The sequence below is a fragment of the Acinetobacter sp. RF15B genome, assembly GCF_007558235.1.
Classification (GTDB): Bacteria; Pseudomonadota; Gammaproteobacteria; order Pseudomonadales; family Moraxellaceae; genus Acinetobacter; species Acinetobacter lwoffii_C.
Window position 1 is genome coordinate 108837 of record NZ_VLSR01000002.1, and the last position, 25776, is coordinate 134612.

The 25776-nt window shown below is 43.3% G+C and carries 23 protein-coding genes and 1 pseudogene; 22 read left to right on the top strand and 2 right to left on the bottom strand.

The window, feature by feature from the left end:
* The first annotated feature begins 13 nt into the window (after positions 1-13).
* Genes E2K74_RS01895 through E2K74_RS01905 form a run of 3 tightly spaced genes read left to right on the top strand, consistent with a single transcriptional unit; the run spans position 14 to position 3025 of the window.
* On the top strand, positions 14-1141 hold the full coding sequence (locus E2K74_RS01895; protein ID WP_151206059.1) for an acyl-CoA dehydrogenase family protein: 1128 nt from the start codon (positions 14-16) through the stop codon (positions 1139-1141).
* A 22-nt stretch (positions 1142-1163) separates the two neighbouring features.
* Positions 1164-1937, top strand: coding sequence for an enoyl-CoA hydratase (locus E2K74_RS01900; RefSeq protein WP_151206060.1), 774 nt, complete (start codon positions 1164-1166; stop codon positions 1935-1937).
* A gap of 20 nt (positions 1938-1957) precedes the next feature.
* A complete protein-coding gene (locus E2K74_RS01905; RefSeq protein WP_151206061.1) occupies positions 1958-3025 on the top strand; it encodes an enoyl-CoA hydratase/isomerase family protein in 1068 nt (355 codons plus the stop codon).
* 81 nt (positions 3026-3106) lie between these two features.
* Here the strand turns inward: E2K74_RS01905 and E2K74_RS01910 are convergent.
* A pseudogene (locus E2K74_RS01910) lies at positions 3107-3509 on the bottom strand (transposase); the annotation flags it as partial.
* Positions 3510-3712: 203 nt separating this feature from the next.
* Here E2K74_RS01910 and E2K74_RS01915 point away from each other — a divergent pair.
* The 12 genes from E2K74_RS01915 to E2K74_RS01965 all read left to right on the top strand — a co-directional run bounded on the left by E2K74_RS01915 (position 3713) and on the right by E2K74_RS01965 (position 14605).
* The gene (locus tag E2K74_RS01915; RefSeq protein WP_151206062.1) at positions 3713-4432 is read left to right on the top strand and encodes an MFS transporter; all 720 of its coding nucleotides are present in this window, start codon (positions 3713-3715) and stop codon (positions 4430-4432) included.
* A gap of 11 nt (positions 4433-4443) precedes the next feature.
* Positions 4444-5118 (top strand): hypothetical protein, encoded by a 675-nt coding sequence (locus E2K74_RS01920; RefSeq protein WP_151206063.1) that lies wholly within the window; start codon positions 4444-4446, stop codon positions 5116-5118.
* 126 nt (positions 5119-5244) lie between these two features.
* Positions 5245-5619 carry a winged helix-turn-helix transcriptional regulator gene (locus tag E2K74_RS01925; RefSeq protein WP_151206064.1) on the top strand — a complete coding sequence of 125 codons (375 nt, stop codon included), beginning with the start codon at positions 5245-5247 and terminating at the stop codon, positions 5617-5619.
* Positions 5620-6170: 551 nt separating this feature from the next.
* The gene (gene cgtA / locus E2K74_RS01930; RefSeq protein ID WP_151205405.1) at positions 6171-7379 is read left to right on the top strand and encodes an Obg family GTPase CgtA; all 1209 of its coding nucleotides are present in this window, start codon (positions 6171-6173) and stop codon (positions 7377-7379) included.
* A gap of 27 nt (positions 7380-7406) precedes the next feature.
* Positions 7407-8540 (top strand): glutamate 5-kinase, encoded by a 1134-nt coding sequence (proB, locus tag E2K74_RS01935; RefSeq protein ID WP_151206065.1) that lies wholly within the window; start codon positions 7407-7409, stop codon positions 8538-8540.
* A 178-nt stretch (positions 8541-8718) separates the two neighbouring features.
* A complete protein-coding gene (locus E2K74_RS01940; RefSeq protein WP_151206066.1) occupies positions 8719-9873 on the top strand; it encodes a tyrosine-type recombinase/integrase in 1155 nt (384 codons plus the stop codon).
* A 2-nt stretch (positions 9874-9875) separates the two neighbouring features.
* The gene (locus E2K74_RS01945; protein WP_151206067.1) at positions 9876-10751 is read left to right on the top strand and encodes a hypothetical protein; all 876 of its coding nucleotides are present in this window, start codon (positions 9876-9878) and stop codon (positions 10749-10751) included.
* Positions 10752-10834: 83 nt separating this feature from the next.
* The gene (locus tag E2K74_RS01950) at positions 10835-11119 is read left to right on the top strand and encodes a helix-turn-helix transcriptional regulator (RefSeq protein WP_151206068.1); all 285 of its coding nucleotides are present in this window, start codon (positions 10835-10837) and stop codon (positions 11117-11119) included.
* Positions 11092-11571 (top strand): hypothetical protein, encoded by a 480-nt coding sequence (locus E2K74_RS01955; RefSeq protein ID WP_151206069.1) that lies wholly within the window; start codon positions 11092-11094, stop codon positions 11569-11571. The genes E2K74_RS01950 and E2K74_RS01955 overlap by 28 nt, the downstream gene beginning before the upstream one ends.
* Before the next feature lie 455 nt (positions 11572-12026).
* Positions 12027-13256, top strand: coding sequence for a hypothetical protein (locus E2K74_RS01960; RefSeq protein ID WP_151206070.1), 1230 nt, complete (start codon positions 12027-12029; stop codon positions 13254-13256).
* A gap of 494 nt (positions 13257-13750) precedes the next feature.
* Entirely contained in the window at positions 13751-13909 is a 159-nt protein-coding gene (locus E2K74_RS14525; protein ID WP_153228199.1) for a hypothetical protein, read from the top strand.
* A 264-nt stretch (positions 13910-14173) separates the two neighbouring features.
* Entirely contained in the window at positions 14174-14605 is a 432-nt protein-coding gene (locus E2K74_RS01965; RefSeq protein WP_151206071.1) for a hypothetical protein, read from the top strand.
* A 271-nt stretch (positions 14606-14876) separates the two neighbouring features.
* Here the strand turns inward: E2K74_RS01965 and E2K74_RS01970 are convergent, their stop codons facing one another.
* Positions 14877-15581, bottom strand: a complete 705-nt coding sequence (locus E2K74_RS01970) for an SIMPL domain-containing protein (RefSeq protein ID WP_151206072.1) — start codon at positions 15579-15581, stop codon at positions 14877-14879.
* Between the two features lie 476 nt (positions 15582-16057).
* Here E2K74_RS01970 and E2K74_RS01975 point away from each other — a divergent pair, with 476 nt between their 5' ends.
* From E2K74_RS01975 to sohB, 7 genes are all read left to right on the top strand, one after another.
* Positions 16058-17431, top strand: a complete 1374-nt coding sequence (locus E2K74_RS01975; RefSeq protein WP_151205596.1) for a diaminobutyrate--2-oxoglutarate transaminase — start codon at positions 16058-16060, stop codon at positions 17429-17431.
* 3 nt (positions 17432-17434) lie between these two features.
* Complete coding sequence (locus E2K74_RS01980; RefSeq protein WP_151206073.1) at positions 17435-18967, top strand: pyridoxal phosphate-dependent decarboxylase family protein; 1533 nt, start codon at positions 17435-17437, stop codon at positions 18965-18967.
* Positions 18968-19345: 378 nt separating this feature from the next.
* Positions 19346-20374, top strand: coding sequence for a substrate-binding domain-containing protein (locus E2K74_RS01985; RefSeq protein WP_151206074.1), 1029 nt, complete (start codon positions 19346-19348; stop codon positions 20372-20374).
* A 106-nt stretch (positions 20375-20480) separates the two neighbouring features.
* Positions 20481-21860, top strand: coding sequence for a phosphate ABC transporter permease subunit PstC (pstC, locus tag E2K74_RS01990; protein ID WP_151203901.1), 1380 nt, complete (start codon positions 20481-20483; stop codon positions 21858-21860).
* Positions 21860-23251 carry a phosphate ABC transporter permease PstA gene (gene pstA, locus E2K74_RS01995; RefSeq protein WP_151206075.1) on the top strand — a complete coding sequence of 464 codons (1392 nt, stop codon included), beginning with the start codon at positions 21860-21862 and terminating at the stop codon, positions 23249-23251. The genes pstC and pstA overlap by 1 nt, the downstream gene beginning before the upstream one ends.
* A gap of 26 nt (positions 23252-23277) precedes the next feature.
* Positions 23278-24186 carry a phosphate ABC transporter ATP-binding protein PstB gene (gene pstB / locus E2K74_RS02000; RefSeq protein ID WP_413773033.1) on the top strand — a complete coding sequence of 303 codons (909 nt, stop codon included), beginning with the start codon at positions 23278-23280 and terminating at the stop codon, positions 24184-24186.
* Between the two features lie 428 nt (positions 24187-24614).
* Positions 24615-25577 (top strand): protease SohB, encoded by a 963-nt coding sequence (gene sohB / locus E2K74_RS02005; RefSeq protein WP_151206077.1) that lies wholly within the window; start codon positions 24615-24617, stop codon positions 25575-25577.
* The last annotated feature ends 199 nt before the right edge of the window (positions 25578-25776 follow it).

A 25776-nucleotide genomic window follows, 5' to 3' on the forward strand; every position in this document is an offset into this window, starting at 1 on the left:
GAAGGAAGCATCAATGCAATTTACGGAAGAGCAAAAACTGATTCAGGATATGGCCAAAAGCTTCGCTCAGGAACAGATTAAACCTTTTGCCAGCGAGTGGGATCAAAAAGGCATCTTTCCTAAACAGACCTTGTCTCAAATGGGTGAGCTGGGTTTTTTAGGCATGCTGATTCCAGAAGAGTGGGGCGGTTCAGGTACAGGCACGCTGGCTTATGTGCTGGCCCTCGAAGAAGTGGCTGCGGCAGATGGTGCAACCTCCGCCATCATGAGCGTACATAACTCGGTGGGTTGTGTGCCGATTCTGAAGTTTGGGACGGAACAGCAAAAGCAGCAGTTTTTAAAACCGTTGGCTCAAGGGGAAATGATTGGTGCCTTCGCCCTGACCGAACCGCATACCGGTTCGGATGCGGCAGCGATTAAAACCCGTGCAGTCAAAGACGGCGATCACTACATTATCAATGGTGCCAAACAGTTTATTACCTCAGGCCATAATGCCGGGATGATTATTGTCTTTGCCGTGACCGACCCAGACGCGGGTAAAAAAGGCATGAGTGCATTTTTAATCCCACGCGATACGCCTGGTTATGAAGTGATTCGGGTCGAAGAAAAACTCGGTCTGCATGCTTCGGATACCTGTCAGATTGCTTTAACCGATGTCCGCATTCATGAAAGCCTAAGACTGGGTGCAGAAGGTGAAGGTCTGAAAATTGCCCTCGCCAATCTGGAAGGTGGACGGATCGGTATTGCCGCACAAGCAGTGGGGCTGGCCCGCGCTGCATTGGAAGAGGCGACTGTTTATGCCCATGATCGTATGGCCTTTGGCAAACCGATTTTTGAACAGCAGGCAATCTCTTTTCGGTTAGCCAGCATGGCCACCGAAATTGAAGCCGCGCGCCAACTGGTCCATTTTGCTGCACGTAAAAAGGAAGCCGGTGAAAGCTGTTTAACCGAAGCCTCTATGGCCAAGCTCTTTGCTTCGGAAATGGCCGAACGTGTCTGTTCCAAAGCCTTACAGATTTTTGGTGGCTATGGCTATCTGAAAGATTTTCCGATTGAACGCATCTATCGCGATGCCCGGATTTGTCAGATCTATGAAGGCACCAGCGATATTCAGCGTCTGGTGATTGCACGCAGTTTATAAGGAATTACAAAGGATTTTTATCATGCAATGGCAAACCATTTTACTCGAACAACGTAACGGTGTCGGATTGATTACCTTAAACCGTCCTCAGGCGTTGAATGCACTGAATAACCAGCTGATTGTCGAGGTCAATCAGGCACTCGATCAGCTGGAAAAAGACCCAGAAATTGGCTGTATTGTGATTGCCGGTTCGGAAAAAGCCTTTGCTGCCGGTGCCGATATCAAAGAAATGGCAGATCTGAATTTTCCACAAATTTATCTGGATGATTTTTTCAGTCTGGCCGATCGAATTGCCCAGCGCCGTAAACCGTTAATTGCCGCAGTGAGTGGCTATGCCTTGGGTGGTGGTTGTGAACTGGCGCTGATGTGTGACTTTATTTACTGTGCCGATAATGCAAAATTTGGCTTGCCTGAAATTACCTTAGGCGTATTGCCTGGCATTGGTGGAACGCAGCGTTTGAGCCTGGCCATTGGTAAAGCCAAAGCCATGGAAATGTGCCTGACCGCACGTCACATGGGCGCACAAGAAGCCGAGCAAAGTGGTCTGGTGGCTTGTGTCTTTGCCAAAGAAGAATTGTTGGAACAAACGCTGCAAGCGGCAGAAAAAATTGCTGAAAAATCTTTGCCTGCAGTGATGATGATTAAAGAATCGATTAACCGGGCTTTTGAAGTCAGTCTGGCCGAAGGTCTACGCTTTGAACGACGGGTATTTCATTCTATTTTTGCTGGTTCTGATCAGAAAGAAGGTATGCAGGCCTTTGTTGAAAAACGCCCAGCCAAATTTACCCATCAATAAAAAAAGAATAGGAAAAAATAATGAGTGCTGAAAATAATTTAGTGATTAGCGTACAGGGAGTTCTGGGCATCATTAGTCTGGACCGCACTAGCCATTTAAATGCCTTAACCCTACAGATGATTCAAGGTATTCAGTCACAATTAGATCAGTGGCACCATGATCCAGAGGTGCAAGCGATTCTGATCAATTCTAACAGTCCTAAGGCATTCTGTGCCGGAGGAGACATCCGCTATCTGTATGACAGCTATCAGGCAGGCAATACCCAATATCAGGATTTTTTTGCCACTGAATATACGATGCTGAGCACACTGCGCAATTTTCCAAAGGCCGTCATCGTCATGATGGATGGTTATGTTCTGGGTGGGGGATTTGGACTGGTGCAGGCGTGTCATATTAAAGTGACCAGTGAAAAATCACGCTTTGCCATGCCAGAAACGGCGATTGGCTTTTTCCCGGATGTGGGAGCCACCCATTTCCTGTCCCGACTGGATGAAGTTGGCGTTTATATGGCACTGACTGGTGAACAGATTAGCAGTAGCGATGCGTTATATCTGGATCTGATCGATTATCATGTGCCGAGAGAAAGTTTTGCTAAACTCGAAGCGACATTGAGCGCTGCGCCTATTTTAAATCCGGTGGAAATCCGTAAAATCGTCAGTGCGTTTATCACCCATCCAGTAGAAAGCGAGTTGCAAAAACATATTGGACTGATTAACAAACATTTTTCTTATCCGCGTCTGGAGGAAATTGAACATAGTCTGGCTCATACAAGCGATGCCCTTGATCAGGACTGGGCCAAGAAAATGCTGGACCTCTTGCAGCAACGTCCACGGATGGCAAAACAAGTCAGTCTGAAATTACAGCAGACCGGGCAGAATCTGTCGCTGGAAAAATGTATGCAGTTAGAACGGGATTTACAAGATATCTGGTTAGAGCAGGGCGATTTCATCGAGGGTGTACGTGCATTGATCATTGATAAAGATAAAAATCCGCAGTGGCAAATAGACAATGTAAACTTTGAAAAAACGTTGGAAAAATGCTGGCCCGCCTGGAGCAAGCAATATATAGATTCGCTTTGTTATAAATAATCAAAATTTATTGTAAAGAAACCCGAATCCGGCTTAAGCCAATGATTCCATAACCTGAATTGTTGGCTTATTGCGATGGATTCATTGATATGCGCATAACTATATAAATTCTACTGATAAACTTACGAAGACTATATGCTTTACTCGTCACTAAATTGGATGGGCCTTGCAACAAGCTGAATAGCGTTTCTATTTTATAGCGTTATTTTAAGTGATGTTTATCTGATGTACTGAGTTGAACAGCCTGCCTGTTTTTTCGACGGTAGATAATTAAATCAATTCCTTGATCTATTAACCTGCTTTTGAGTTGTTGGCTAATATAGCCATGAACTGCATGAAGCTTTATAGTTAAACCTTCTACCAATTGCTCAGCCCTTTTTATGTCAGCAATATGCCCATTCGATAAAGCAGAACAGGCGATTTCACCCAATCGATTCATCGCAAGAGATAACTTATAGCCATAAAACCAGCCCATTGAACTTTTACTACACAGCATAATTCGCTCCTATTAAACCTCAGCACTAGCGCTTAAGGTTGGGGGGAACTCAGCAGCTAGCTCTAGTCCTCGTATTTTTCCAGTTAATTTCTTAGCTGCGATTCGGGTTAAAAATCCTATACAAAAAATAGCAAAACATAAAATATTTGTGTTCACAATAAAGTGTTAACCAAGAGGATAAGGATAGCCTTTTGCGATCTAAATATATAATTGCTGCCATTACTTTAATTTTTTTTGCGACCTTGTGTGGACTCTTAATTGGCATTTGGGTGTTTCAGTATTTTAAGATTTATATTCCATTACAAGATCAGCAAGTAAGTATTGATTTGAAAGAGCCTTTGCAGGCTGAGGTTAAAATTCATGATGCCTTGAATGTGGATGTTCAGGGAAATGTAAATGCTGAAATTCCCATTCAAGAAAATCTCAATATTCCTTTAACCCAAACACTGACCCCGCGCGTGTACTTTGATAACTATGTGCCGATTAAAACGGTTATTCCGGTTAATGAGGTATTAAAGGTAAAGCAAAATATCCCGATTGATACCCGGGTTAAGGTAAATGTCTTAGGAAAGGATATTAGCTTGCCGCTCAAAGGCACGATTCCGATTGATCTGGACGTTCCTCTGCAACTGAAGGTTCCACTGGAGCAAAAAGTGCATTTGAAATTTGATGCACCTGTAAAAACGGTATTAAAAGAAAATCTGAATATTCCACTTAATACTACATTAAAAACCAGTATTCCAATTCAGGGACATCTGAATGTACCTATTCAAACTGCATTACAAGCGAGTGTAGATGTACAGAACACCTTGCCAATTACGATTCAGCAAGGTGAGTTGGAAATTGCTTTGGATAGCTTGAAGCTCAAGCGAACACCGACGCCCTCAGCAATTCATACAGCCGATGAATAGGAGGGAAAAGTATGCCTATTTCTATTCGTATATGGGCGATACTGTTTGTAATTACGACTTGCAGTATTGCCGTGCTGTTCTGGTTTTATCTGAATATACAGGCCAGTATGCATATCAAGGCACAGCATGCTTCAGTCAGATTACCAGACGCATTGCCCACTAAAATTTCAATTGGAAATCATTTACAGACCCATGCTCAAGGAAAGCTAGACACAGAGATTAAAATTAACCGTGGACTCGATTTACCTCTACAAGGCAAATATCGGGCAAATTTGCAGTTTGCCGTTGTAGTACCAGTTTCGGTAAATGTCGATTATAAAACGACGATTAAAGTCGATCAGATAATGTCACTTGAAACCTCCACCAATCTGATCTACCAAAACAAGTTATTGCCGACCTTTCCTTTAAAAATGGATGTGCCGATTCGTCTGGATCTACCATTTCAGCTGAAACAAAATTATCGGATTCCCATCAGAATCCTGTTTGATGGGCCCGTATTTTTGGGCTTTGATGAGTCCTTATATTTACAGGTAAAACATGATTTTAAACCTCAGCTTGAAATGAATGACCCGATGACTATGCGTAAAATCACCACCTTTCATGCCACCATGCGGAATATCGAACGAAATACCAAAGCCAATTTGGAGATGCACATGCAGTTGCCCCTGAAGCAGATTCACCCTTAAAAGCCTCTGTATTAAAGTGATTAATTTTGGGGGAAAATAAACTTGTGGCTTCAATTCTGTTTTGATAACTTACTTAATGTAAGTACATAACGAAAAGTAAGAATTTTGATTAAAGGGAAGGGCTTTATGGCGACTTATGAAACCAGTAAATTGCTTGGTCAAGTGTTATCTGTAGATTGTCCGTCACGAAGGATCTTGGAGCATCTTACCAACAAGTGGTCAGTGCTGGTCTTGCGTTGCTTGAGTGAGGGAGTACATCGCTTTAGTGAATTAAAGCAGCGCATTGAAGGAATCAGTGAAAAGATGCTGGCGCAAACTTTAAAAATGTTGGAGCAGGATAGTTTTATTTTAAGAACCGTCTATCCGGTGGTACCGCCGAAAGTAGAATATCAGCTAACCATATTAGGTTCGCAGGCGGCTGAAAAAGTGAACTATCTGATTGGCTGGATAGAGCGAAGTTTACCGGAAATTTTAGATAATAAATCGCGTATTAGCCCATAGGTTTTAAATTGTTTTACCGTATCTGGAATGAAAAGATTGGTATATTCAGTAATCAAGCGATTCATAATATCGTGACTGGCTTGATTTTATCAGTGACTATTTATTTTAAGTGCTCAAGCGTCGATAAAGCTTGATTTCCCTAATCTTTCATTGCTTAACGGCTATGTTGGTATAAATATATAGAGCCTCTGCTGTTTATCCTTGAAAAGAATATACGCACTCCATCAAGAGTACAAATTGTGATGACAAAGGATGCTTGGCATCCTGTGAAACATTTGCAGGCATACACTGGACTCTTGTAAAACTGACAGCACTCTGAGCAGAGTGTGGCTAAATCAGAAATAACTAAAAACACTAAGCTCATTGATAGGGCATATAATTGACTAGTGCAGTTAAATGAATAAATCTCAGAGATTTAAAGCTTTTAAGCCAGCTTGACTAAAATATTGAAGAAATAAGCGTTCTCGTTGGAATAGTACATAAATTTAGTCGTGAAATTCTTTAAAATATGGCAGAATAGGCGGTTTTAAAGATTTTAGAGGATTGGCAAGATGCGCTTTGTTGATGAAGCAGTCATTACCGTAGAGGCTGGCGACGGTGGCAATGGCGTAGCCAGTTTTCGCCGTGAAAAATTTGTACCATTTGGTGGTCCGGATGGTGGTGATGGTGGTCGTGGCGGCAGCATTTATATTGAAGCTGATGACAACACCAGTACCCTTGTAGATTATCGTTATACCCGTAAATTTCGCGCTGAACGTGGTAAAAACGGTGCTGGCGCAAACTGTGCTGGTCGTGGTGGCGAATCAGTCGTATTAAAAGTTCCAGTAGGAACAACTATCGTCGATTCTGAATCGGGCGATATTATTGGTGACCTGGTTGAAAATGGTCAAAAGGTTCTAGTGGCTCAAGGTGGTCAGGGCGGTTTGGGGAATACACACTTCAAATCATCGACCAACCGTTCTCCGCGTAAATGTACGCATGGTGTCAAAGGTGAATTCCGCGAAATCCGTCTCGAGCTGAAAGTACTCGCAGATGTGGGCTTGCTGGGTATGCCAAATGCAGGCAAATCAACGTTTATCCGCGCAGTCTCGGCAGCCAAACCAAAAGTGGCAGACTATCCGTTTACGACTATGGTGCCAAATCTGGGCGTGGTTGATGCAGATCGTTACCGTTCATTTGTAATGGCAGACATTCCGGGGCTGATCGAAGGAGCTTCCGAAGGTGCAGGCTTGGGTATTCGCTTCCTGAAACATTTGGCACGTACCCGTATCTTACTGCACATTGTGGATGTCCAGCCAATTGACGGTTCCGACCCTGCTTATAATGCCCGTGCGATTATGAACGAGCTGCAAAAATTCTCCCCGACATTGTCAAAATTGCAGATTGTTCTGGTGTTGAACAAGGTTGATCAGCTTCCAGCAGAGTCACGTGAAGAGTGGTGTAATCACATTCTGGAAGAATTGCAATGGGAAGGTCCGGTCTTTAAGACCTCAGGCTTGACGGCTGAAGGAACCAAAGAGGTCGTCTACTACCTGATGGACCAGATCGAAGAGCAGCGCGAACGCGAAGTTGAAGATCCGGAATATGCAGCAGAGATGAAAGCATTCCGTGACCAGCTGGAGGCTGAAACACGTGAACAAACCATCGCTGCCAAAGAAGCGTATCGTGAGATGCGTCGTCAGCAACGTCTTGCCGGTGCGCTGGATGACGAAGATGACGAAGATGGCGACGATGATGTAGAAGTGTACTACGTACGCTAATTCTGTAGAAAAAAGTCTGAGGACAAGATGATAGAAGTGGTAGATGGGCAACGTCAGCTCAAGGGTTGTAAACGAATCGTTGTGAAAATCGGATCATCTTTACTCACAGCAAATGGGCAGGGACTAGATCTGGATGCGATCTCGCATTGGGCGGGACAGATTGCAGATTTATACAATGCTGGACACGAAATTATTTTGGTGTCTTCAGGTGCTGTGGCTGAAGGGATGGTTCGGATGAAACTTGAGAGTCGACCCACCGATCTACCCAGTCTTCAGGCCTGTGCTGCAATCGGACAAATGGGCCTGATCCAGACATGGTCAAGTGTACTGGAAAAGCACGAGATTCAAACTGCACAAGTGTTATTGACCCATGATGACCTGGCAGATCGCCGTCGTTATCTCAATTCATGTGATGCCTTGCAGAACCTGATTGACTGGCGCGTGATTCCGGTGATCAATGAAAATGACACCGTTTCTACCGAAGAAATCCGCTTTGGTGATAATGATACTCTGGCGGCGATGGTGGCTGGTCAGGTGCATGCAGACTTGCTGATTATTTTGACAGATCAGGAAGGTATGTTTGATTCTGACCCGCGCTCAAATCCCGATGCCAAACTGTTCCATACGGTTCGTGCAATGGATGAAAGCCTGTTTGATATGGCGGGTGGCGGCGGCAAATTTGGTCGTGGCGGTATGCTGACCAAAGTCCGTGCTGCACGTCTGGCAGCAAAATCAGGCTGTCCGACGCTGATTGCCAGTGGGGATAGCGACCGGGTGTTATCTCGTCTGATGGCGGGTGAAATGCTGGGAACCTTATTCATTACCGATGATGACCGTATTACGGCGCGTCAGCAATGGCTGGCTGCGCATTTACAAACCGCTGGCCGTCTGGTGATTGACGATGGTGCAGTAAAAGCCATCAAGGAAAATCACCGTAGCTTGTTGCCTGTGGGCGTGAAAGCAGTAGAAGGTCATTTTGATCGTGGCGATGTGGTGGAATGTGTGGATTGGCAAGGCCGTCGTATTGCAGTAGGACGGGTCAACTTTAGTTCACGTTCGGCTGAAGTTGTTAAAGGTTTGGCCTCAGATAAAGTGCACCAGGTTTTGGGTGAAGCGCGTTCATTAGAAATGATTCATCGCAATCATATGGCGATATATTAGGAAAAACATGCAACAACGATGAATATAAAATTCGTTTGAAAAGCATTGAAGTATATGGGTTTTACTGTTTTAAGAGTGTTTTATAATAACTTGGAAAGACATTGAAACACCATACAGAGGGAGGTTAGACTGGAGGTTATTGGTCTAACCTCTTTTTTATTGTCAGGTGCTAACCTCCATGCTTACCAAACAACAGATTGATGCTTTAAAGCCGAAGGATAGGCTATTCAAAACTAGTGATGGCGATATGCTTTATATCTTTACGTCACCGACTGGCCGCAAGTCTTGGAAGGTGCTTTACACCTTTCAGGGGAAGAAAGGCACTATAACTTTGGGTGAGTACCCGATTGTTTCAATTAAAGACGCGCGGTTGAAGCGGGATGTGATTAAGGCACAGCTTGCCAATGGAATTAATCCCAATCAAGAAAAGAAATTAGCTAAGCACAAACGACTTGGTAGCATGAGCTTTGGAGAATTGCTTGAACAATACCTCGAAGTAGTTACGCCCACTCATAAAGGTGCAAAGCAAGAAAAGAGCGTGATCAATGGTTACATTCGTGACTTTCCTAAGCTGATGCTTAAACCGGTAAGTGAGCTTGATCAATTGGATATGATCGAATTTAGGAATGAGAGACTAAGGAGGGTTAGCGAATCAACCGTAGCAAGGGATTTAGGGGTTCTAGGTGGCGTGTTCCGTTACGCACGACAGGAACTTAGGATCATGTCCGAATCACCATTGACGGACGTTGCTAAACCTCGGCAGGCAGAGAGTAGAGAGAGACGCATCTCTGAGGTGGAAATAAATAAAATCCTAGAAGCATTTAGCTATCAGCCAACATTTCAGCCTATCAATAAAAAACAGCAGACCGCTTGGGCATTTTTATTTGCTATCGAAACAGCTATGAGGGCAAGTGAAATAACGGGACTGACGTGGGCGAATATCTTTGATGACTATGTACTGCTACCGGATACAAAAAACGGCACTTCGAGAAAGGTGCCTCTTTCGACCAAAGCAAAAGAAATGCTAGAGCTAATGCGGGGACTTGATAGCAATACTGTTTGCACCATGACAAGCGCAAATACACTGTCACAGTATTTTTGGCAGGTCGTAACTGAGAAATTAAAAATAGAGAACTTAACTTTTCATGATACACGACACGAAGCTACTACACGTTTGGCGCAAAAGTTACAGATTCAAGACTTGGCTAAGGTTACAGGGCACAAGGACTTAAAAACACTTATGCGATATTACAATCCGACAGCAACAGAACTGGCAGATAGAATCAACCAAGCCGATGAACCAAACGTAATTAGATTCAAGAAGGCGCAATAGGCATGGCGCACTTTACAATTGGCGAAGCAATTAAAGTAATCAATAGAAAAACCGACCAGACTTTAACGTACGGCCATATAGCGCGATTATGTGAAACGCGAGAGTTACAAGTCTGCTTCAAGTGGCGGGCGGGTAACTGTCGTTTAGGAATGACTGACGGTATTACATCAGATGATTCGATTTCAGAGACAAGATTAATCGCAATTAGAAGTCTGAACTTTGACGGTGAGCTATACCTAACACCCTCCCATCGCCATGACGAAGATGCCGTATTTGATGCGATTGAAAACAACTCCAAAGATCCAATAGAAATGCAGGTCGTGCGACAGTTTGGCAGCAAATGGCAAATGCTTTTGATACGAGATGTTAGTGATCAATATCTTTATGACATTGATTCAAAGTACAAGAACGGTTGGCAGCTGTTTGATTCACCTAAATACTTCTTTGAGTTCGAGCGGGAGGAGGGTGCATCTGCTTCGTACACAATCACAGTTGATAGGCTACGAATCACTGAGGCATCACTGAACGCCTACATTGCCAAGACAAAAGCAAAGCCAAAAAAAGAAATAGACAAATATAGCCCTAAGAAAACAAGGGAGTGCGTCGAAGGCTTGGCAAATTATGTCCTTTCGAAAGAGGGTAGTGAGGGAGTGACCAAGGCAAGACTGGCTGCTGCAATCTTTGAGGTGATTAAAGACACAGACCATATTAATAATTTAAAGGGTGATGGAGAAAGAAAAATTAGAGATTGGATAACTAGTTTGAATAATTGGGGCGAACCTAAGCGACCAACAAATGAGGAAGCAAAACAGACAAAAGTTTTTATTGAGGCTTCCTTTGATCAATGGAAAATAGACGAAATTAATAGGCAAAATTAGATACGAGCGATTTAAGCTTCCGTCTATTACCACAATTAAAGCATGTTCATAATCGCAACATACAAGCACGTAGAGACACGATTATGAACACTGCGCAACAACTGCCAAGCTTCCTACAGGTAAAGCACTTAACTTCATCCAAAGCATTGCCACAAAGAAGATACACAACTAAAACAGGCGAAAATGTGGGCAAGGTTTGCGTTAAGCGTGAACAGCCGGCACGTAATGGTTTGTTGCCGATCACTGCTAAGACGCTATGGACGTGGGTTAGAGAAGAAAAATTCCCGAAGCCAATAAAGATGAATGGGGTGACTGTTTGGAGTTCTGCCGAGGTTGAAAAATGGCTCAAGCAGCAGGGGGCGAAATGAAATACCTAACACAACAACAAGCAGCGGAATTTCTTGCAAGTCATTTAAAAGGCAATGCAAAGAAGTGGTTTGGATTCTTGACGAAAAATAGCCGTCACCATGCAGACCAAAGCAACGGCTACAAGATCACAACCCATATTGTAAATGGAAAACTGGCATATACCGAAGCAGCCTTGCTTGAGTTCGTACGCGTAACCCTGACACCGCACAAGGAAACTATCGAAGTGAACCAACTGCCAAGCCTAAGTGATGAATCCATCAGCGAAATTGCATTAAATATCATTGATGAAAATGATGGCGATTTTGACTTAAAGACAGAGGCGGGCATTGATGAGGCTTGTCGTTGCGCTGTTTACCATTACAAAGTTGCGGGCTTCGAGCTTAAGTATGCGGATATTAAGCGCGAATTAAACCGAAAAATAAGAGCGCTAAAAGAACTTGAATTGATGTGACCACAGACAATTGGGCATTAAAAAGAGGACGCTAAAACCGTCCTCTTTACTTTAGGAGTCAATCAAATTGAGACTAACCCCCAAGCAAGTTGAAATACTACAAAGAATCGAAAGGGGCAACCTAGACGGCTCATTGATCGACCTTACTCAACTTAGGCAGTCACTGAGTTATACCGCAACGAAGCAAGCTGTCTTGTGTAGCATTAACCACCTCTCCAAACGCGATCTAGTGGGGCGTATGGGACGGGAATCAAGAAATGGCTCTCTATGTACCACGCTTGCCATTACAAGTAATGGCAAAGCGATCTTAAACACCTATGCCCCCTCTTTAAAATCAGTTTTGATTGAAGCGGACGGGGAAGACTTCGACGAAATTGACGAGATATTCATATAAATAAAAACGGCGCCGTGAGCACAAATCACAACGCCGTCGTACGTCATACAGAGCTTAAAATATGAACGCAATCTACAACCCTGATTATACGGTTTCATCCCGTCGCGTCAATTTAATCTACGAAAGCGAAGCTGCAACCTTAAGTAGGCTAGAAAGCTTATATTCCGGCCAAGACTTGGTTCAGGCCTCAATGGGCAAAGCTTTGTCGGTTGGTGGCAATGCCCAAGAAGTATTAACGGCAAGGCTTGATGATGAGCTCGACCAATTGCTATTAGAATCATCAGCAGACGAAAGCAATATCATCACCGTATCATCCAAGATATCAGATGAAGACCTAGAGCGACAATTGCAGAGTATGCGCCAACGCTATGCTAACAATGCCAAGCTTGCGGATGACTGGGAAACCAAGATTTATAGCGACATACATAGCTACGACTTTAAGGCAATGGGCATTGAGATCAAGCCAGTCATTGACTTCATCACTTTACAGTTTGAAGTAAACAAACCAACTACGCGCCACTCTATCAAAAAGCAATTAACCGAAAAGACCGGTACGCGCTACTACATCCAAAATGATGAGGGTGGGATTGAGCAATCCAGTAACGTGTTCACCATCAAGCAGGTGCATGATGTAAGGTCAAGAAAGGATTTAAAAGCGATCATCCAGTGTTTGGAGCGTTACGGAGTGGCGTACGGTGAAATCAAAGTAACCCGCATAGAAGTCTCACTCGACTTTTACAATGTAAAAAGCAAAGCATTGCTGATAGCACTTCATAAGTCATTGGCCTACTTTGAGAACTCGATTAATGAACGCATATATAAGACCGAAAAGGTTTTTACGCCAATGCCTAAGACTTCTATTTCTCTCTTGGAAAAACTTGAGAAAGGTTATTGTATAGGGGTAAATCCTGATGGCTCCCCTGCGTATCATACCTCGTACCACAAGACGACAGACAGAGGCTTAAACCTTCATGAGAGCGAGCACCGGTCTAGAACCGAAGTGAATTGCGCCGTATCAGAGTTTGGAGTAGATGACAGCTTAAGCAACTTGCCCGAGATCATTCAATGCGCCTTTAATCGTTTGAAGTTCACAAGGTTCAGTAAGAACGCAACGGCAGACGACAAAAAACTTTATCAGGAATCCGTGGATACATTTGGCAAGCAAACGAAAAAGCACTACAGCATAAGTAGACACAAGCGCAACTTTAATCAAATGATCACTAAAAATGGCGAATTAAACAAAGTAATCAGCCGAAAAGTGAGTGACCTCAAGCGGAACTTTAAAGAGTGACTTCGCAAAAAGTACGCACTTTTTAAGATACTCATTTTCGCAGAAAGTACGCATTTTTTAGAATGTTGGTCTTCGCAAAAAGTACGCACTTTTTTTAGAAGAAAAAACGCTGTAAGGCTTGGCGGGCCATCCGTAGCGGGCAATCTTAACGCCGTTGTCTGCCTATTAACTTATATCCCTATCTATAACCTTAATGGGAAAGCGTAATGAAAGGAAGAAAACAGGCCGGTAATAGCAGCGGTATAGTTCAATGATATTTTGAAAAGAGAGGAAATGAAGTAGACTTCCGAACCAATCAAAGGATGTGAACTATAAAAATTGTGCAAAATTTCTTTAACTCTAGCTTTTTACTTTTTTAATCGATAAAAGCAATCGAAAGACCCGCTTGATTGGTTATTAAATCAACATGTTAAGTCACCGCTTAACAAACTTTTATTGATAGCATTGGTTATAAGACAACCAATGTTCACTTAAACACAAAATTGGAAGCAATCATGACTGTAACGCAATTAACCGAAGAACAATTTACAACCCTAGCAGAAGCAGCGGTTAAAGATAACTCTATCAACTCAACTTCAATGACCGTTCTCAACTCAACACAGGGGACAATCATTCAAAGTGTAAGCGGTGAGTATTTGCTAATCAGCGAATAAGCTTTAATCACAAAAGGCGAAGTCTTAGAAAATTCGCCTTTTGCCCAGGGTATAGCGTGTGTAGTGCGTGAGCTTATTTTCAACCAACCTTGTCTCAAGCGGTATTGCTCCAATTTTCCCCGTAGTTGATTTTAATTACCTGAATGTAGGGTTTGTTGTTTTCATAATTTAAATGCAGTTTGAAGCAAGCCAGAGCGAAACAGACCGCTATTGCGGGTATACCTAAAACAAATCTCTTTCAAAGAACAAATCAAGGGAACAACAGTGAAAAAACTATTATGTGTCGGCTTTGTGTCGTTCTCTATTCTTAGCGGTTGTGCAACCACCCCAACGGCTTCAAGTAGCGCTAAAGGAGTCAGTTTAGAGCGAATGTACTCGAAAGACTATTTCATCAAGACAGACGAACGTAACACACCCGTTACAATTATTAGAGATGGTGGAATTTGGGGCGCAGCCTGTATTCACCGAGTATATATAAATAATAAAAAAGTCTTTGCCTTGAAACCGAATGAGCGGGCAACGGTTTATTTAAAGCCTCAAGAGTACGAAATCAAAGTTGATTTGGCCGCCTCATCATTTTGTCCATATTCTCAAGTTGAAGAAATGATCAATTTAGAGCCAAACTCTCAGCATACTTATAGAATTGCTTCGACTCTTTCGGTCAATGAAGCCCTGCAATTAATCAAGGTTAATTAATCCATACCACGGCTAGACGAATCCTAAGCGGGGGGTTAAGTGAGAGGTTAATTGTTTTTAATTGATATTTTATATTATAAAAAACAATAGTTTATTTTGATATTACATCGCAATCATATGGCCATCTATTAAAACAGACTTAGAATCTAGATTTAAAAAATCCCGCTTTCGAGCGGGATTTTCTATGAAATAAATTTTCTTTTTTGGTAGGACCAAGCTGAGATAGTTTTTAACTTTCTCTAACTCTCTCCTGAAATAAGGGGAATTTCAATTATTTTAGCTGAATAGTACCATTAGCACTGACTGTCAGTTGTGATTCACCTGCCACCATCTGCTGTTCTGTAATGGCATTGGCTGGGGCAGCGGCCTTCATCATGGCTATACGCGGCATAGGTTGCGGGGTATAGTTATTAGTGTTCAGATTTAAATTAACCAGCTGATAACCCGGCTTGTTCCACGCCTGTGTGAGGGCTTGGGCACGCTGTTGAAAGTTTTTGGTGGCTTCGACCATCAGTTCATTTTCTACCTTTTTGCGTTTTGCATCCGACACGGTGAAGTTAATGGATTCGGTCTGGAAGTTTTGCTGCAACTCTGCGATCAGTTGAGAAGTGGCTTTAAAATCAGTGGACTCTAGACGCACTTGAGCACGGCCACGCCATTCTTTAAGTTTACGGTTGTCATTATCATAAATTGGATAAGTGCTTTGGGCGCCAGTCTCAATTTTAACGGTTGGATATTTGCGTGCTGTTACCATCGCCTGATTCATCAGCTGATTAATCTGGCTAGCAAGTTGGGCAGGTTGTTTATGGGATTTTTCAATATACAAAACAGCATGCATTTCATCATTGGAAATATCACGTCTGGCATCTGCGGATAGGTTAATTACATTATAATTCAATGACTCATTGGGAGCTGCAAAAGCCGTGGTTGCTAAAGTGCCTGCAAGGATAATGCTAGATAATGCTAAAAGACGCATATTGTGGTCCTGTTTTTCTTAAAGAAGCCATCTGGGCTGTTATAAAAATATTAAATCCTGACTATGGTTTTTTTGCAAAATATTTGTGGTAAGAGTGTTAAATTATCGCTCTATATTTAACCTCAATTCTTGAAAATAAATATCATAAAAATTATAGGCTTATCTCTAAAGTTATAAAATACCAAGAAAGATTGCTGAAAGGCTACAAAAAAGTATAAAAGAACGTGCTTTTCTTTCGGTGGTCACAGGTTAAGATGATAATTCAGATGACAAATCGGCATGATATTTTTTTTCGATAAAAAATCAGCAAAATTGTGGCGAAAGTCGTTTATTTTCCTGTAAAAGACTGTATCATCCGCCTCCTAGTTATGATGTATGAGTAAACCATCAAACTGGAATTTATAAAGCACCGAGTCAAAGGACCGCAAGTCACCCGACTTATTTCTATTAACCCATATCAGAGATGGTAATTCGATATGAGCGTTTCTTCAGTAAACCCTGCCACTAATTCTACTAACGAATACTATTTGACTCGCCAAAGTCAGATGGAATCCAATGTTCGTAGCTATCCGCGTAAACTGCCGCTTGCGATAGCAAAAGCATTAGGTTGCTGGGTTACCGATGTCGAAGGTACAGAGTACCTCGATTGTTTAGCTGGGGCAGGAACATTGGCATTAGGCCATAATCATCCTGCGGTCATTCAAAGTATTCAGGATACGCTTGCAAGCGGTCTGCCATTGCATACTTTGGATTTAACAACACCTTTAAAAGATGCTTTTACTGAGGCGCTGCTTGAACAGCTGCCAGGCGGTAAAGAAGAGTACTGCCTGCAGTTCTGTGGTCCATCTGGTGCAGATGGTACAGAAGCAGCGATTAAATTAGCCAAAACCTTTACCGGTCGCAGCTCGGTGATCAGCTTTTCTGGTGGTTACCATGGTATGACTCACGGTTCGCTTGCAATGACAGGGAACCTGTCTGCGAAGAATGCGGTCAATGGCTTAATGCCAGGCGTTCAATTCATGCCATATCCGCATGAATACCGTTGCCCACTTGGTCTGGGCGGGGAAGCGGGCGTTGACGCATTGACTTACTACTTCGAAAATTTCATTGAAGATGTAGAAAGTGGTGTGACTAAACCGGCTGCTGTAATTCTTGAAGCCATTCAGGGTGAAGGCGGTGTAGTGACTGCACCGGTAAAATGGCTGAAAAAAATCCGCGAAGTGACTGAAAAACACAATATCGTACTCATTCTTGACGAAGTTCAGGCAGGCTTTGGCCGTTCAGGCAAAATGTTCGCTTTTGAATATGCAGGGATTGAGCCTGACGTTGTTGTCATGTCTAAAGCAGTAGGTGGCAGCTTGCCACTGGCGGTACTGGGTATTAAACGTAAATTTGATGCTTGGCAGCCTGCTGGCCATACGGGGACTTTCCGTGGTAACCAGCTGGCGATGGGGACTGGTCTTGCGGTGATTAAGACCATCAAAGAACAAAACTTGGCACAAAATGCGCAAGAACGCGGTGATTTCCTGCAAGCTGAATTGAAAAAGCTGGCGCAGGAACTTCCGTGTATCGGTAATGTACGTGGCCGAGGCTTAATGATCGGTATTGAAATTGTGGACGAGCGACAACCTGCTGACCACATGGGTTCTTTACCTGCAGACGGCCAATTGGCAGCCGCTATTCAGACAGCATGTTTCAATAATAAGCTGTTGCTAGAAAAAGGTGGTCGTAATGGTACGGTAATCCGTTTACTTTGCCCGTTAATTATCACTCAAGAAGAGTGTGTAGAAGTGATTGCCCGTTTCAAGAAAGCGGTTACTGAAGCTCTTGTAGCAGTTCGAGGCGCATAATTCATGGTAGATTTTGCAGAACACCGTAAAGCGTTACTCTGCAATGATGCTGCATCCATTGCTGACTATCAGTCAGCAATGGACCAGGCGACTAAAGCGGTTGCAGCATGGTTGCAAAACGACAAAATGTATACTGGCGGTAGCATCAAAGAGTTACGTAGTGCTATTGCCTTCAATCCTGCTAAAGAAGGTTTGGGTGTACAAAAATCACTTGAGCGTATGGTGGAGCTTTTCTTAAATAAAAGCTTAAAAGTTCATCATCCGCATTCATTAGCACATTTGCACTGTCCGACCATGGTGACCAGCCAAATCGCGGAAGTGCTGATTAACGCTACCAACCAGTCTATGGACTCCTGGGATCAAAGCCCGGCGGGTTCTTTGATGGAAGTACAGTTGATTGACTGGCTTCGTCAAAAAGTCGGCTATGGTGCAGGTCAGGCAGGTGTATTCACTTCGGGTGGTACGCAATCGAACCTGATGGGTGTGTTGCTTGCGCGTGATGCGTGTATCGCGAAAAATTGGAAAGATGAAAACGGCCAGCCGTGGTCTGTCCAGCGGGATGGCATTCCTGCGGACGCAATGCGCAATGTCAAAGTCATCTGTTCTGAAAATGCACACTTTTCGGTGCAAAAGAACATGGCAATGATGGGCATGGGCTTCCAGTCAGTTGTCACTGTTCCTGTAAACGAAAATGCACAAATAGATGTTGATGCTCTGGAAAAGACCATGGCGCATCTTCAGTCTGAAGGCAAGATCGTAGCTTGTGTGGTTGCAACTGCAGGTACAACAGATGCTGGCGCGATTGACCCACTCAAACAGATTCGTGAAATCACCAACAAATATGGCGCGTGGATGCATATCGATGCGGCATGGGGTGGGGCACTGATTCTGTCGAATGACTATCGTGCGATGCTGGATGGGATCGAGTTATCTGATTCGATTACACTGGATTTCCACAAGCATTATTTCCAAACCATTTCATGTGGTGCATTCTTGCTCAAAGATGAAGCGAACTACCGTTTCATGCATTATGAGGCGGAGTATCTTAACTCGGCTTATGATGAAGAACATGGCGTGCCAAACCTGGTCTCGAAGTCTTTACAAACCACGCGCCGTTTTGACGCGTTGAAATTGTGGATGACCGTAGAAGCACTCGGCGAAGAGCTGTATGGATCGATGATCGATCATGGGGTGAAACTGACCCGTGACGTTGCAGATTACATCAAGGCGACTGATGGTCTGGAACTTCTGGTTGAGCCACAATTTGCATCAGTACTGTTCCGTGTAGTGCCTGAAGGCTATCCAGCTGAGTTTGTGGATGCACTGAACCAGAACGTAGCAGATGAACTGTTTGCTCGTGGTGAAGCGAATATTGGGGTGACTAAGGTCGGCAATGTTCAGTCATTGAAAATGACCACTTTAAGCCCGGTAGCCACACTTGAGAACGTGCAAAATCTGCTGGCATTGGTACTGGCAGAAGCGGATCGCATCAAGGATTCAATTGCAGATGGTAGTTATACACCGCCCATTGTTTAATTGATTGAAAAATTAAAAAAGGAGATCGAAAGATCTCCTTTTTTAATACTTTTTCCTCAATAGCACGCACATAGGGAGGTCGGTTAAAGAAGTAATTAATATGACGATAAGTAAATTTTTATTTTTCATAAAAATAAAAAAAACAAGTAAGCCAATAATTATAAAATTAATCTTTTTATAATTCTAAACCGCTCTTAAGTCATGCTGTAAACCACAGAGGGTAATAAAAAACAGAAGCTAAAAACGAAACATCATGAAAGTGTCACAAAGTTGTAACCTGTCTGTCATATTCTAAAATCAAAATGCAAGTATCGAAACAAGTACAAAACTGAATCAAAAGTAATGTACTCCAAATTGCAAAAATGAGAGAGATACAGAATGCGCTTTACAAATATTACTTTAGCAATTGCACTCACTGGGGCGGCAGTCACTACAGCACATGCTGCACGTGACACTATTCAAATTGCTGGCTCTTCAACGGTTCTTCCATATGCAAGTATTGTTGCTGAAGAATTTGGAAATACCTTTCCACAATTTAAAACTCCAGTAGTCGGTTCGGGCGGTTCTTCAGGCGGCTTAAAACAATTCTGTGCGGGTGTGGGTGATAACACGATTGATATCGCAAACGCATCTCGCCAGATTAAAAGCTCTGAGCTGGCAGAATGTAAAAAGAATGGCGTCAACCAGGTATTAGAAGTCAAAATTGGTTATGACGGTATTGTATTTGCTTCTAATGCCAATAAAGCAGCTTATAAATTACGTCCACAACATGTTTATGCAGCGCTTGCGGCTCAGTTACCATCTCAGGGGAAAATGGTTGCTAACCCTTATACACGCTGGAATCAGATTGATAAAGCACTTCCAAATGAGCCGATCACCCTGGTGATTCCTGCTTCTAATCATGGTACGCGCGAAGTGTTCCAGGAGAAAATGGTGGATGCAGGTTGTGAATCGTACGCTGCAATTAAGTCTTTAGATAAAGAGGCCAAGAAAAAAGCGTGTACAAACTTCCGTAAAGATGGCCGTGTGATTGAAATTTCCGGTGACTACACTGAAACATTGGCGCGCTTAAAAACTTCTCCAAGTGCAGTTGGTGTATTTGGTCTAGGTTTCTATGACCAGAACCGTGACCGTTTGCGTGTTGCCACAGTGAATAATATTGCACCTTCTGAAAAAACTATTCTGAATGGTTCTTATCCGGTTTCACGTCCATTGTTCTTTTATGTGAAAGGCGAACACCTGAAGTCAATTAAAGGCTTACCACAGTTCACCGAATACTTCCTGAGCAAGAAAGTATCAGGTAAAGGTTCAAAACTGGAAAAAGCCGGCCTGATTTCAATGTCAGACAAAGAACGTGCAGCAGTACTTGCGAACTTCAAAGCAGGCAAAGCGGTGGTTGTAAAGTAAATACATAATGCTCAAAGCGCTGATGGCAGGGACGACCTGCCATTGGTGTGTTGCGATAGATTAAGTTTTTTCAAACCATGAAAATTGAAAAAACAGTGGAGAATACATGAATCTGCTACTCATAGGTGTCTTGCTGGCAATCATTGCCATAGCCTATCAAATCGGATTAAGTAAAAGCCGGAACCTAGCAGGTAAGGGAAACAATTCTGCGAACTTACATTCGCGTCCAAGTTATTATGGCGCCTTAGTCGCTTTGTGGTGTGGAATCCCTGCGTTTTTAATTTTGATTGTTTGGAATATTGTTGAGCCGAGCTTCCTGGAACAAGTGGTGATTAATCATCTGCCGCCAGAAGTATCGGCTCAGCTTGATCCGGCAAGCTTGGGTGTTGTCGTTGATCGTGTACAGGCACTCGCTTCCGGTTTTGGAGTCAGTGATACACCCGCTGCTTATGAAATAGCAGCTGCAGAGCAGCTGGCCAAATTTGTGACCATCGGTACATTTGCCAAGCTGGCGGTGGTGATTTCTGCGGCGCTGGCTGGACTGGTCTGGGCGAAAAATCGCATCAGTCAGGAATTCCGAGCCCGTAACCAAGTTGAAAAAATTATTAATATTGGTCTGGCACTCTGTTCAGGGGTTGCGATTCTGACCACGCTTGGGATTGTGATGTCGATGTTCGGTGAAGCAATGCGCTTCTTTAGCTTCGTCAGCCCGTTCGATTTTTTCTTTGGTACAGAGTGGAATCCTGGTTTTAGTACCTCCGGGAATGCTGAAGGCAGTTATGGTCTGTTGCCACTGCTCTGGGGTACGCTGATGGTCAGCGGTATTGCACTGCTGATTGCTGTCCCTGTCGGTTTGATGATTGCGATCTATCTGGCTGAATATGCATCACCTAAATTCCGTTCTTGGGCCAAGCCAACCATTGAAGTATTGGCAGGTATTCCTACTATCGTATATGGCGTATTTGCCTTAATGATTATTGGGCCTTTCCTGAAGGCCATAGGAGCCATGGTCGGTATTGATATTAATGCCACTAGTGCGCTAACCGCTGGTCTGGTTATGGGGATCATGATTATCCCTTTCGTTTCTTCTTTATCTGATGACATTATTACCCAGGTGCCGCGTGCATTACGTGATGGGTCTTTAGGGCTCGGTGCGACCAAGTCTGAAACCATCCGTCAGGTGGTTTTGCCGGCAGCTTTACCGGGGATTATCGGGGCTTTCCTGTTGGCAGCATCACGTGCAATTGGTGAGACCATGATTGTGGTGCTTGCAGCAGGGAACAGCCCGCAGTTACATGCCAATCCATTAGAAGCAGTCTCTACAGTCACTATTACCATCGTCAACCAGTTAACCGGTGATACTGACTTCGCAAGTCCGCAGGCGCTGGTAGCCTTTGCACTGGGTTTGACATTATTTGTGATCACCTTAGGTTTGAACATTATTGCACTGTATATCGTGCGTAAATATCGTGAGCAATACGACTAATGAGTACTTCAAATACAACACCTTTAGATCAGCGTATTGATCCATCTGTGGCTGCCGAGCTACGTGAAAAGCGTAAGAAGACCATTCAGAACTCTTTGGCAGGTCGTCATCGTAAAGAAAAAGTATTTCGCCTGTTAGGCTTGTCGGCAGTATTGGCTGGCTTGTTCTTCGTAGTATTGCTGTTCGGAAGTATCTTGAGCAAAGGTTTGCCGGCTTTCTGGCAAAGCAGCATGAATCTGCCGATTTATTTTGATCCGACGATTGTTAATATTGGCCCTAAACCTAAACAGCTTGCCAATGAAACTCCGGTGCAATATGAAGAGCGTCTGATTGACTGGCAGATGCAGGTGGGTATGGTCGACTGGGATGCCCTGATTGTAAATGGCATGATTGCCAAAGATAGCAAGCTGGACGGCCAGCAGGATGAACTCGGCTCTTTATATACCAGTTCAGAAGCTTATCGTCTGCGTGACATGGTGCTGATGAATCCAGGTCTGGTTGGACAAACTGAAAATGTGAAAATTCTGGCAGATGCCAATGTCGATGTCTGGTTGGCGGGTAATATTGACCGTGATCTTCCGGCAGAACAGCAGCAGCTCAGTCCAGAAGTCCGTCAACTGGCTGATGCCATGAAAGCTTCGGGTGTTATCGAAAACAGCTTCAATACCAATATCTTTGTCAGTCCGGATTCGCGCAGTTCACCTGCAACCTCTGGTCTGGCCGGGGCATTCATGGGTTCCCTGTTCATGATGCTGATCGTGATCTTTATCTCGATTCCAATCGGTGTGGCTTCGGCGATTTATCTGGAAGAGTTTGCACCAAAGAACTGGATTACCGATGTGGTTGAAGTCAACATCAATAACCTGGCAGCAGTTCCTTCGATTGTGTTCGGTTTACTGGGTGCGGCAATCTTTATCGGCTGGATGCATTTGCCACTGTCCGCACCTTTAGTGGGGGGGCTGGTATTAAGTCTGATGACCTTGCCTACGGTGATTATTACCACACGTGCCTCTTTAAAAGCAGTCCCGCCTTCGATCCGTCAGGCTGCGTTGGGCTTAGGTGCTTCACGTATCCAGACTGTATTCCATCATGTATTGCCACTGGCTCTGCCTGGGATTCTGACCGGTGCCATTATTGGGGTTGCACAGGCGCTGGGTGAAACCGCACCACTCTTATTGATCGGGATGAGTGCCTTCGTCGCCAGTGTGCCAGCGACACCATTTGAGCAATCAACTGCCTTACCTGTACAAATCTTTTTATGGCAGGGTAATGAACTGCGTAACTTCTTTGAAGGTCGTACCGCAGCAGCCATTATTGTCCTTCTGGCCATGATGATCAGCCTGAACAGTCTGGCCATCTGGTTACGTAAAAAGTTTGAAGTCCGTTGGTAAGAAGGGGCAAAATAATGAATATTGTAATGAATGAAATCTTGAATACCTTAGAAAAGGATCCGTCTGTGAATCCACAACATACGCAATTTACCGCAGATTCTAGTACACAAAAGCCAACGACTTCTTTTATTTCGCAGTTCGATACTCATGCGGAAAATAAACAGCAAGCCAAGAACAGTAATGTCAAACTCAGTACTTCGGATGTGCATGTGTACTATGGTGAAGCCGAAGCCATTAAAGGCATTGATCTAAACATTTATGAAAATGAAGTCATTGCTTTTATTGGTCCATCGGGCTGTGGTAAATCTACATTTCTGCGTACCTTAAACCGCATGAATGACACGATTGATAGCTGTCGGGTTACAGGCAAGGTCATGCTGGATAATCAGGATATCTACGATCCGAATCTGGATGTTGTGCTGCTGCGTGCACAAGTAGGGATGGTATTCCAGAAGCCAAACCCGTTTCCAAAATCCATTTTTGATAACGTCGCTTATGGACCTAAATTACATGGTCTGGCGCGTGATAAATATGATCTGGAAGAAATTGTAGAAAACAGTTTGCATAAAGCAGGCTTGTGGAATGAAGTCAAAGACCGTCTGAATCAGCCGGGTACGGGTCTATCTGGTGGTCAGCAACAGCGTTTATGTATTGCACGTACTATTGCAGTGTCACCCGAAGTGATTTTAATGGATGAGCCATGTTCAGCGCTGGATCCGATTGCAACGGCCAAAGTCGAAGAGCTGATTTCCGAGCTCTCTACCCAGTATACGATTGCGATTGTGACGCATTCAATGCAACAGGCCGCGCGTGTATCTGACCGTACAGCTTACTTCCACTTAGGTGATCTGATTGAAGTCAATTCGACTGAGAAAGTCTTTACCCAGCCGGATCATCAGTTGACTGAAGCGTACATTACTGGTCGTTTTGGTTAATCTTTGCTTATCTCAACTATTGAAAAGCAGAGCCGTCGTGCTCTGTTTTTTGTTTTGATAATTAAAAGAATGACCTCACCATCATCATTCTCTACAATTTTTAGAAGAAGATAACTTAAAAACCAAATCGCAATCTTTCACTCTTTATTTGGCATTCCCTATATTGCAGGGTGCGAGGCAATGGGGCATATATTCGTGCCTAAACCGAACACAAGTCACTGGTTTTTGCTGTTATCTGGTGATGAGTCATACCTTTAAAATGACAGAATTTCTTGTCTGATGCTTCATATCAGCTAAAAATCTTGCGAGATATCCCTCAGATCGCGAATATAGATGAATTGTCAACAGACTTTAAATAACTATTGAAAAATACCCGTATTGACCTAATCTAAGGGTATAAACCGAATTAAATTGAGAATATATTTTTTATGTTATTTCATACGCCGAAATTGCCTGCAGAAATTCGTATTAGCCATTTAAACGCGCGAATTAATGAACAACGCAAAAAAATCGCGCAAACTACGGCTTCTAAACTGGAGCTTTTGCAATTAACTCAACAATTGTCAAAAGAAGCCCGTATACGTAAAAAAAACAATCAAAAAATTTATATACTCGACTTTAAAGGGGATACTGCGGCTTCAGCAGTAGAAAGTTTACGTGAAGAAATTACCCTGATTTTGGCCACTGCAAAAGCAGGGCGTGATCGTGTGGTGGTACGTCTGGAAAGTCCGGGCGGTATGGTACATGGTTATGGGTTGGCTGCTGCGCAATTGGTGCGTTTACGAGATGCCGGTTTTAATCTGACGGTGTGTGTCGATAAAGTCGCAGCCAGTGGCGGTTATATGATGGCCTGTATCGCCAATGAAATCTTATCGGCGCCGTTTGCCATTGTAGGCTCAATCGGTGTAGTGGCTCAGGTACCGAATTTCAACCGTTTGCTCAAAGACAATAAAATTGATTTTGAATTGTATACTGCGGGTCAGTACAAGCGCACCGTAACCATGTTTGGTGAAAATACTGCTGAAGGTAAAGCCAAATTTGAAGAAGAGTTACAGCAAACTCACGAATTATTTAAACACTTTGTTGAAAAGTACCGTCCTCAACTGAATGTTGAGAAAGTGGCGACTGGTGAGCACTGGTATGGAAAAGATGCGCTGGATCTGAATCTGGTCAATAAACTGCAAACTTCAGATGAATACTTGCTGGGTTTATTGGCACAACATGATATCTATGTGATTGAAACGCGTCGTAAACCGACTTTGGGGGAAAAGCTTGGTTTACAGGCTGCACAAATGGCAGATGGTTTGGTTCCTGCTGTCATGCACAAGGTAATGGAAGCTTTGCTTAAGGCAAATTCTAATGTAGTACAAATGCGTGATCCTAAATTTTAATATTACTCAGCTTAGGTTCATAAAAAAGGTCAGTCATTACTGACCTTTTTTATATCTTGGATTTATATTGAATAAGCTGCCTATGAAATAATAGATTAATCACACTTTTAATTGTTCCTTAATAGTAATTTTGCTATTTTAATCGGTGCTGTCTGAATACTTGTTTATTATTCAGAAAACTTAAAAAAGCTTTAAAATA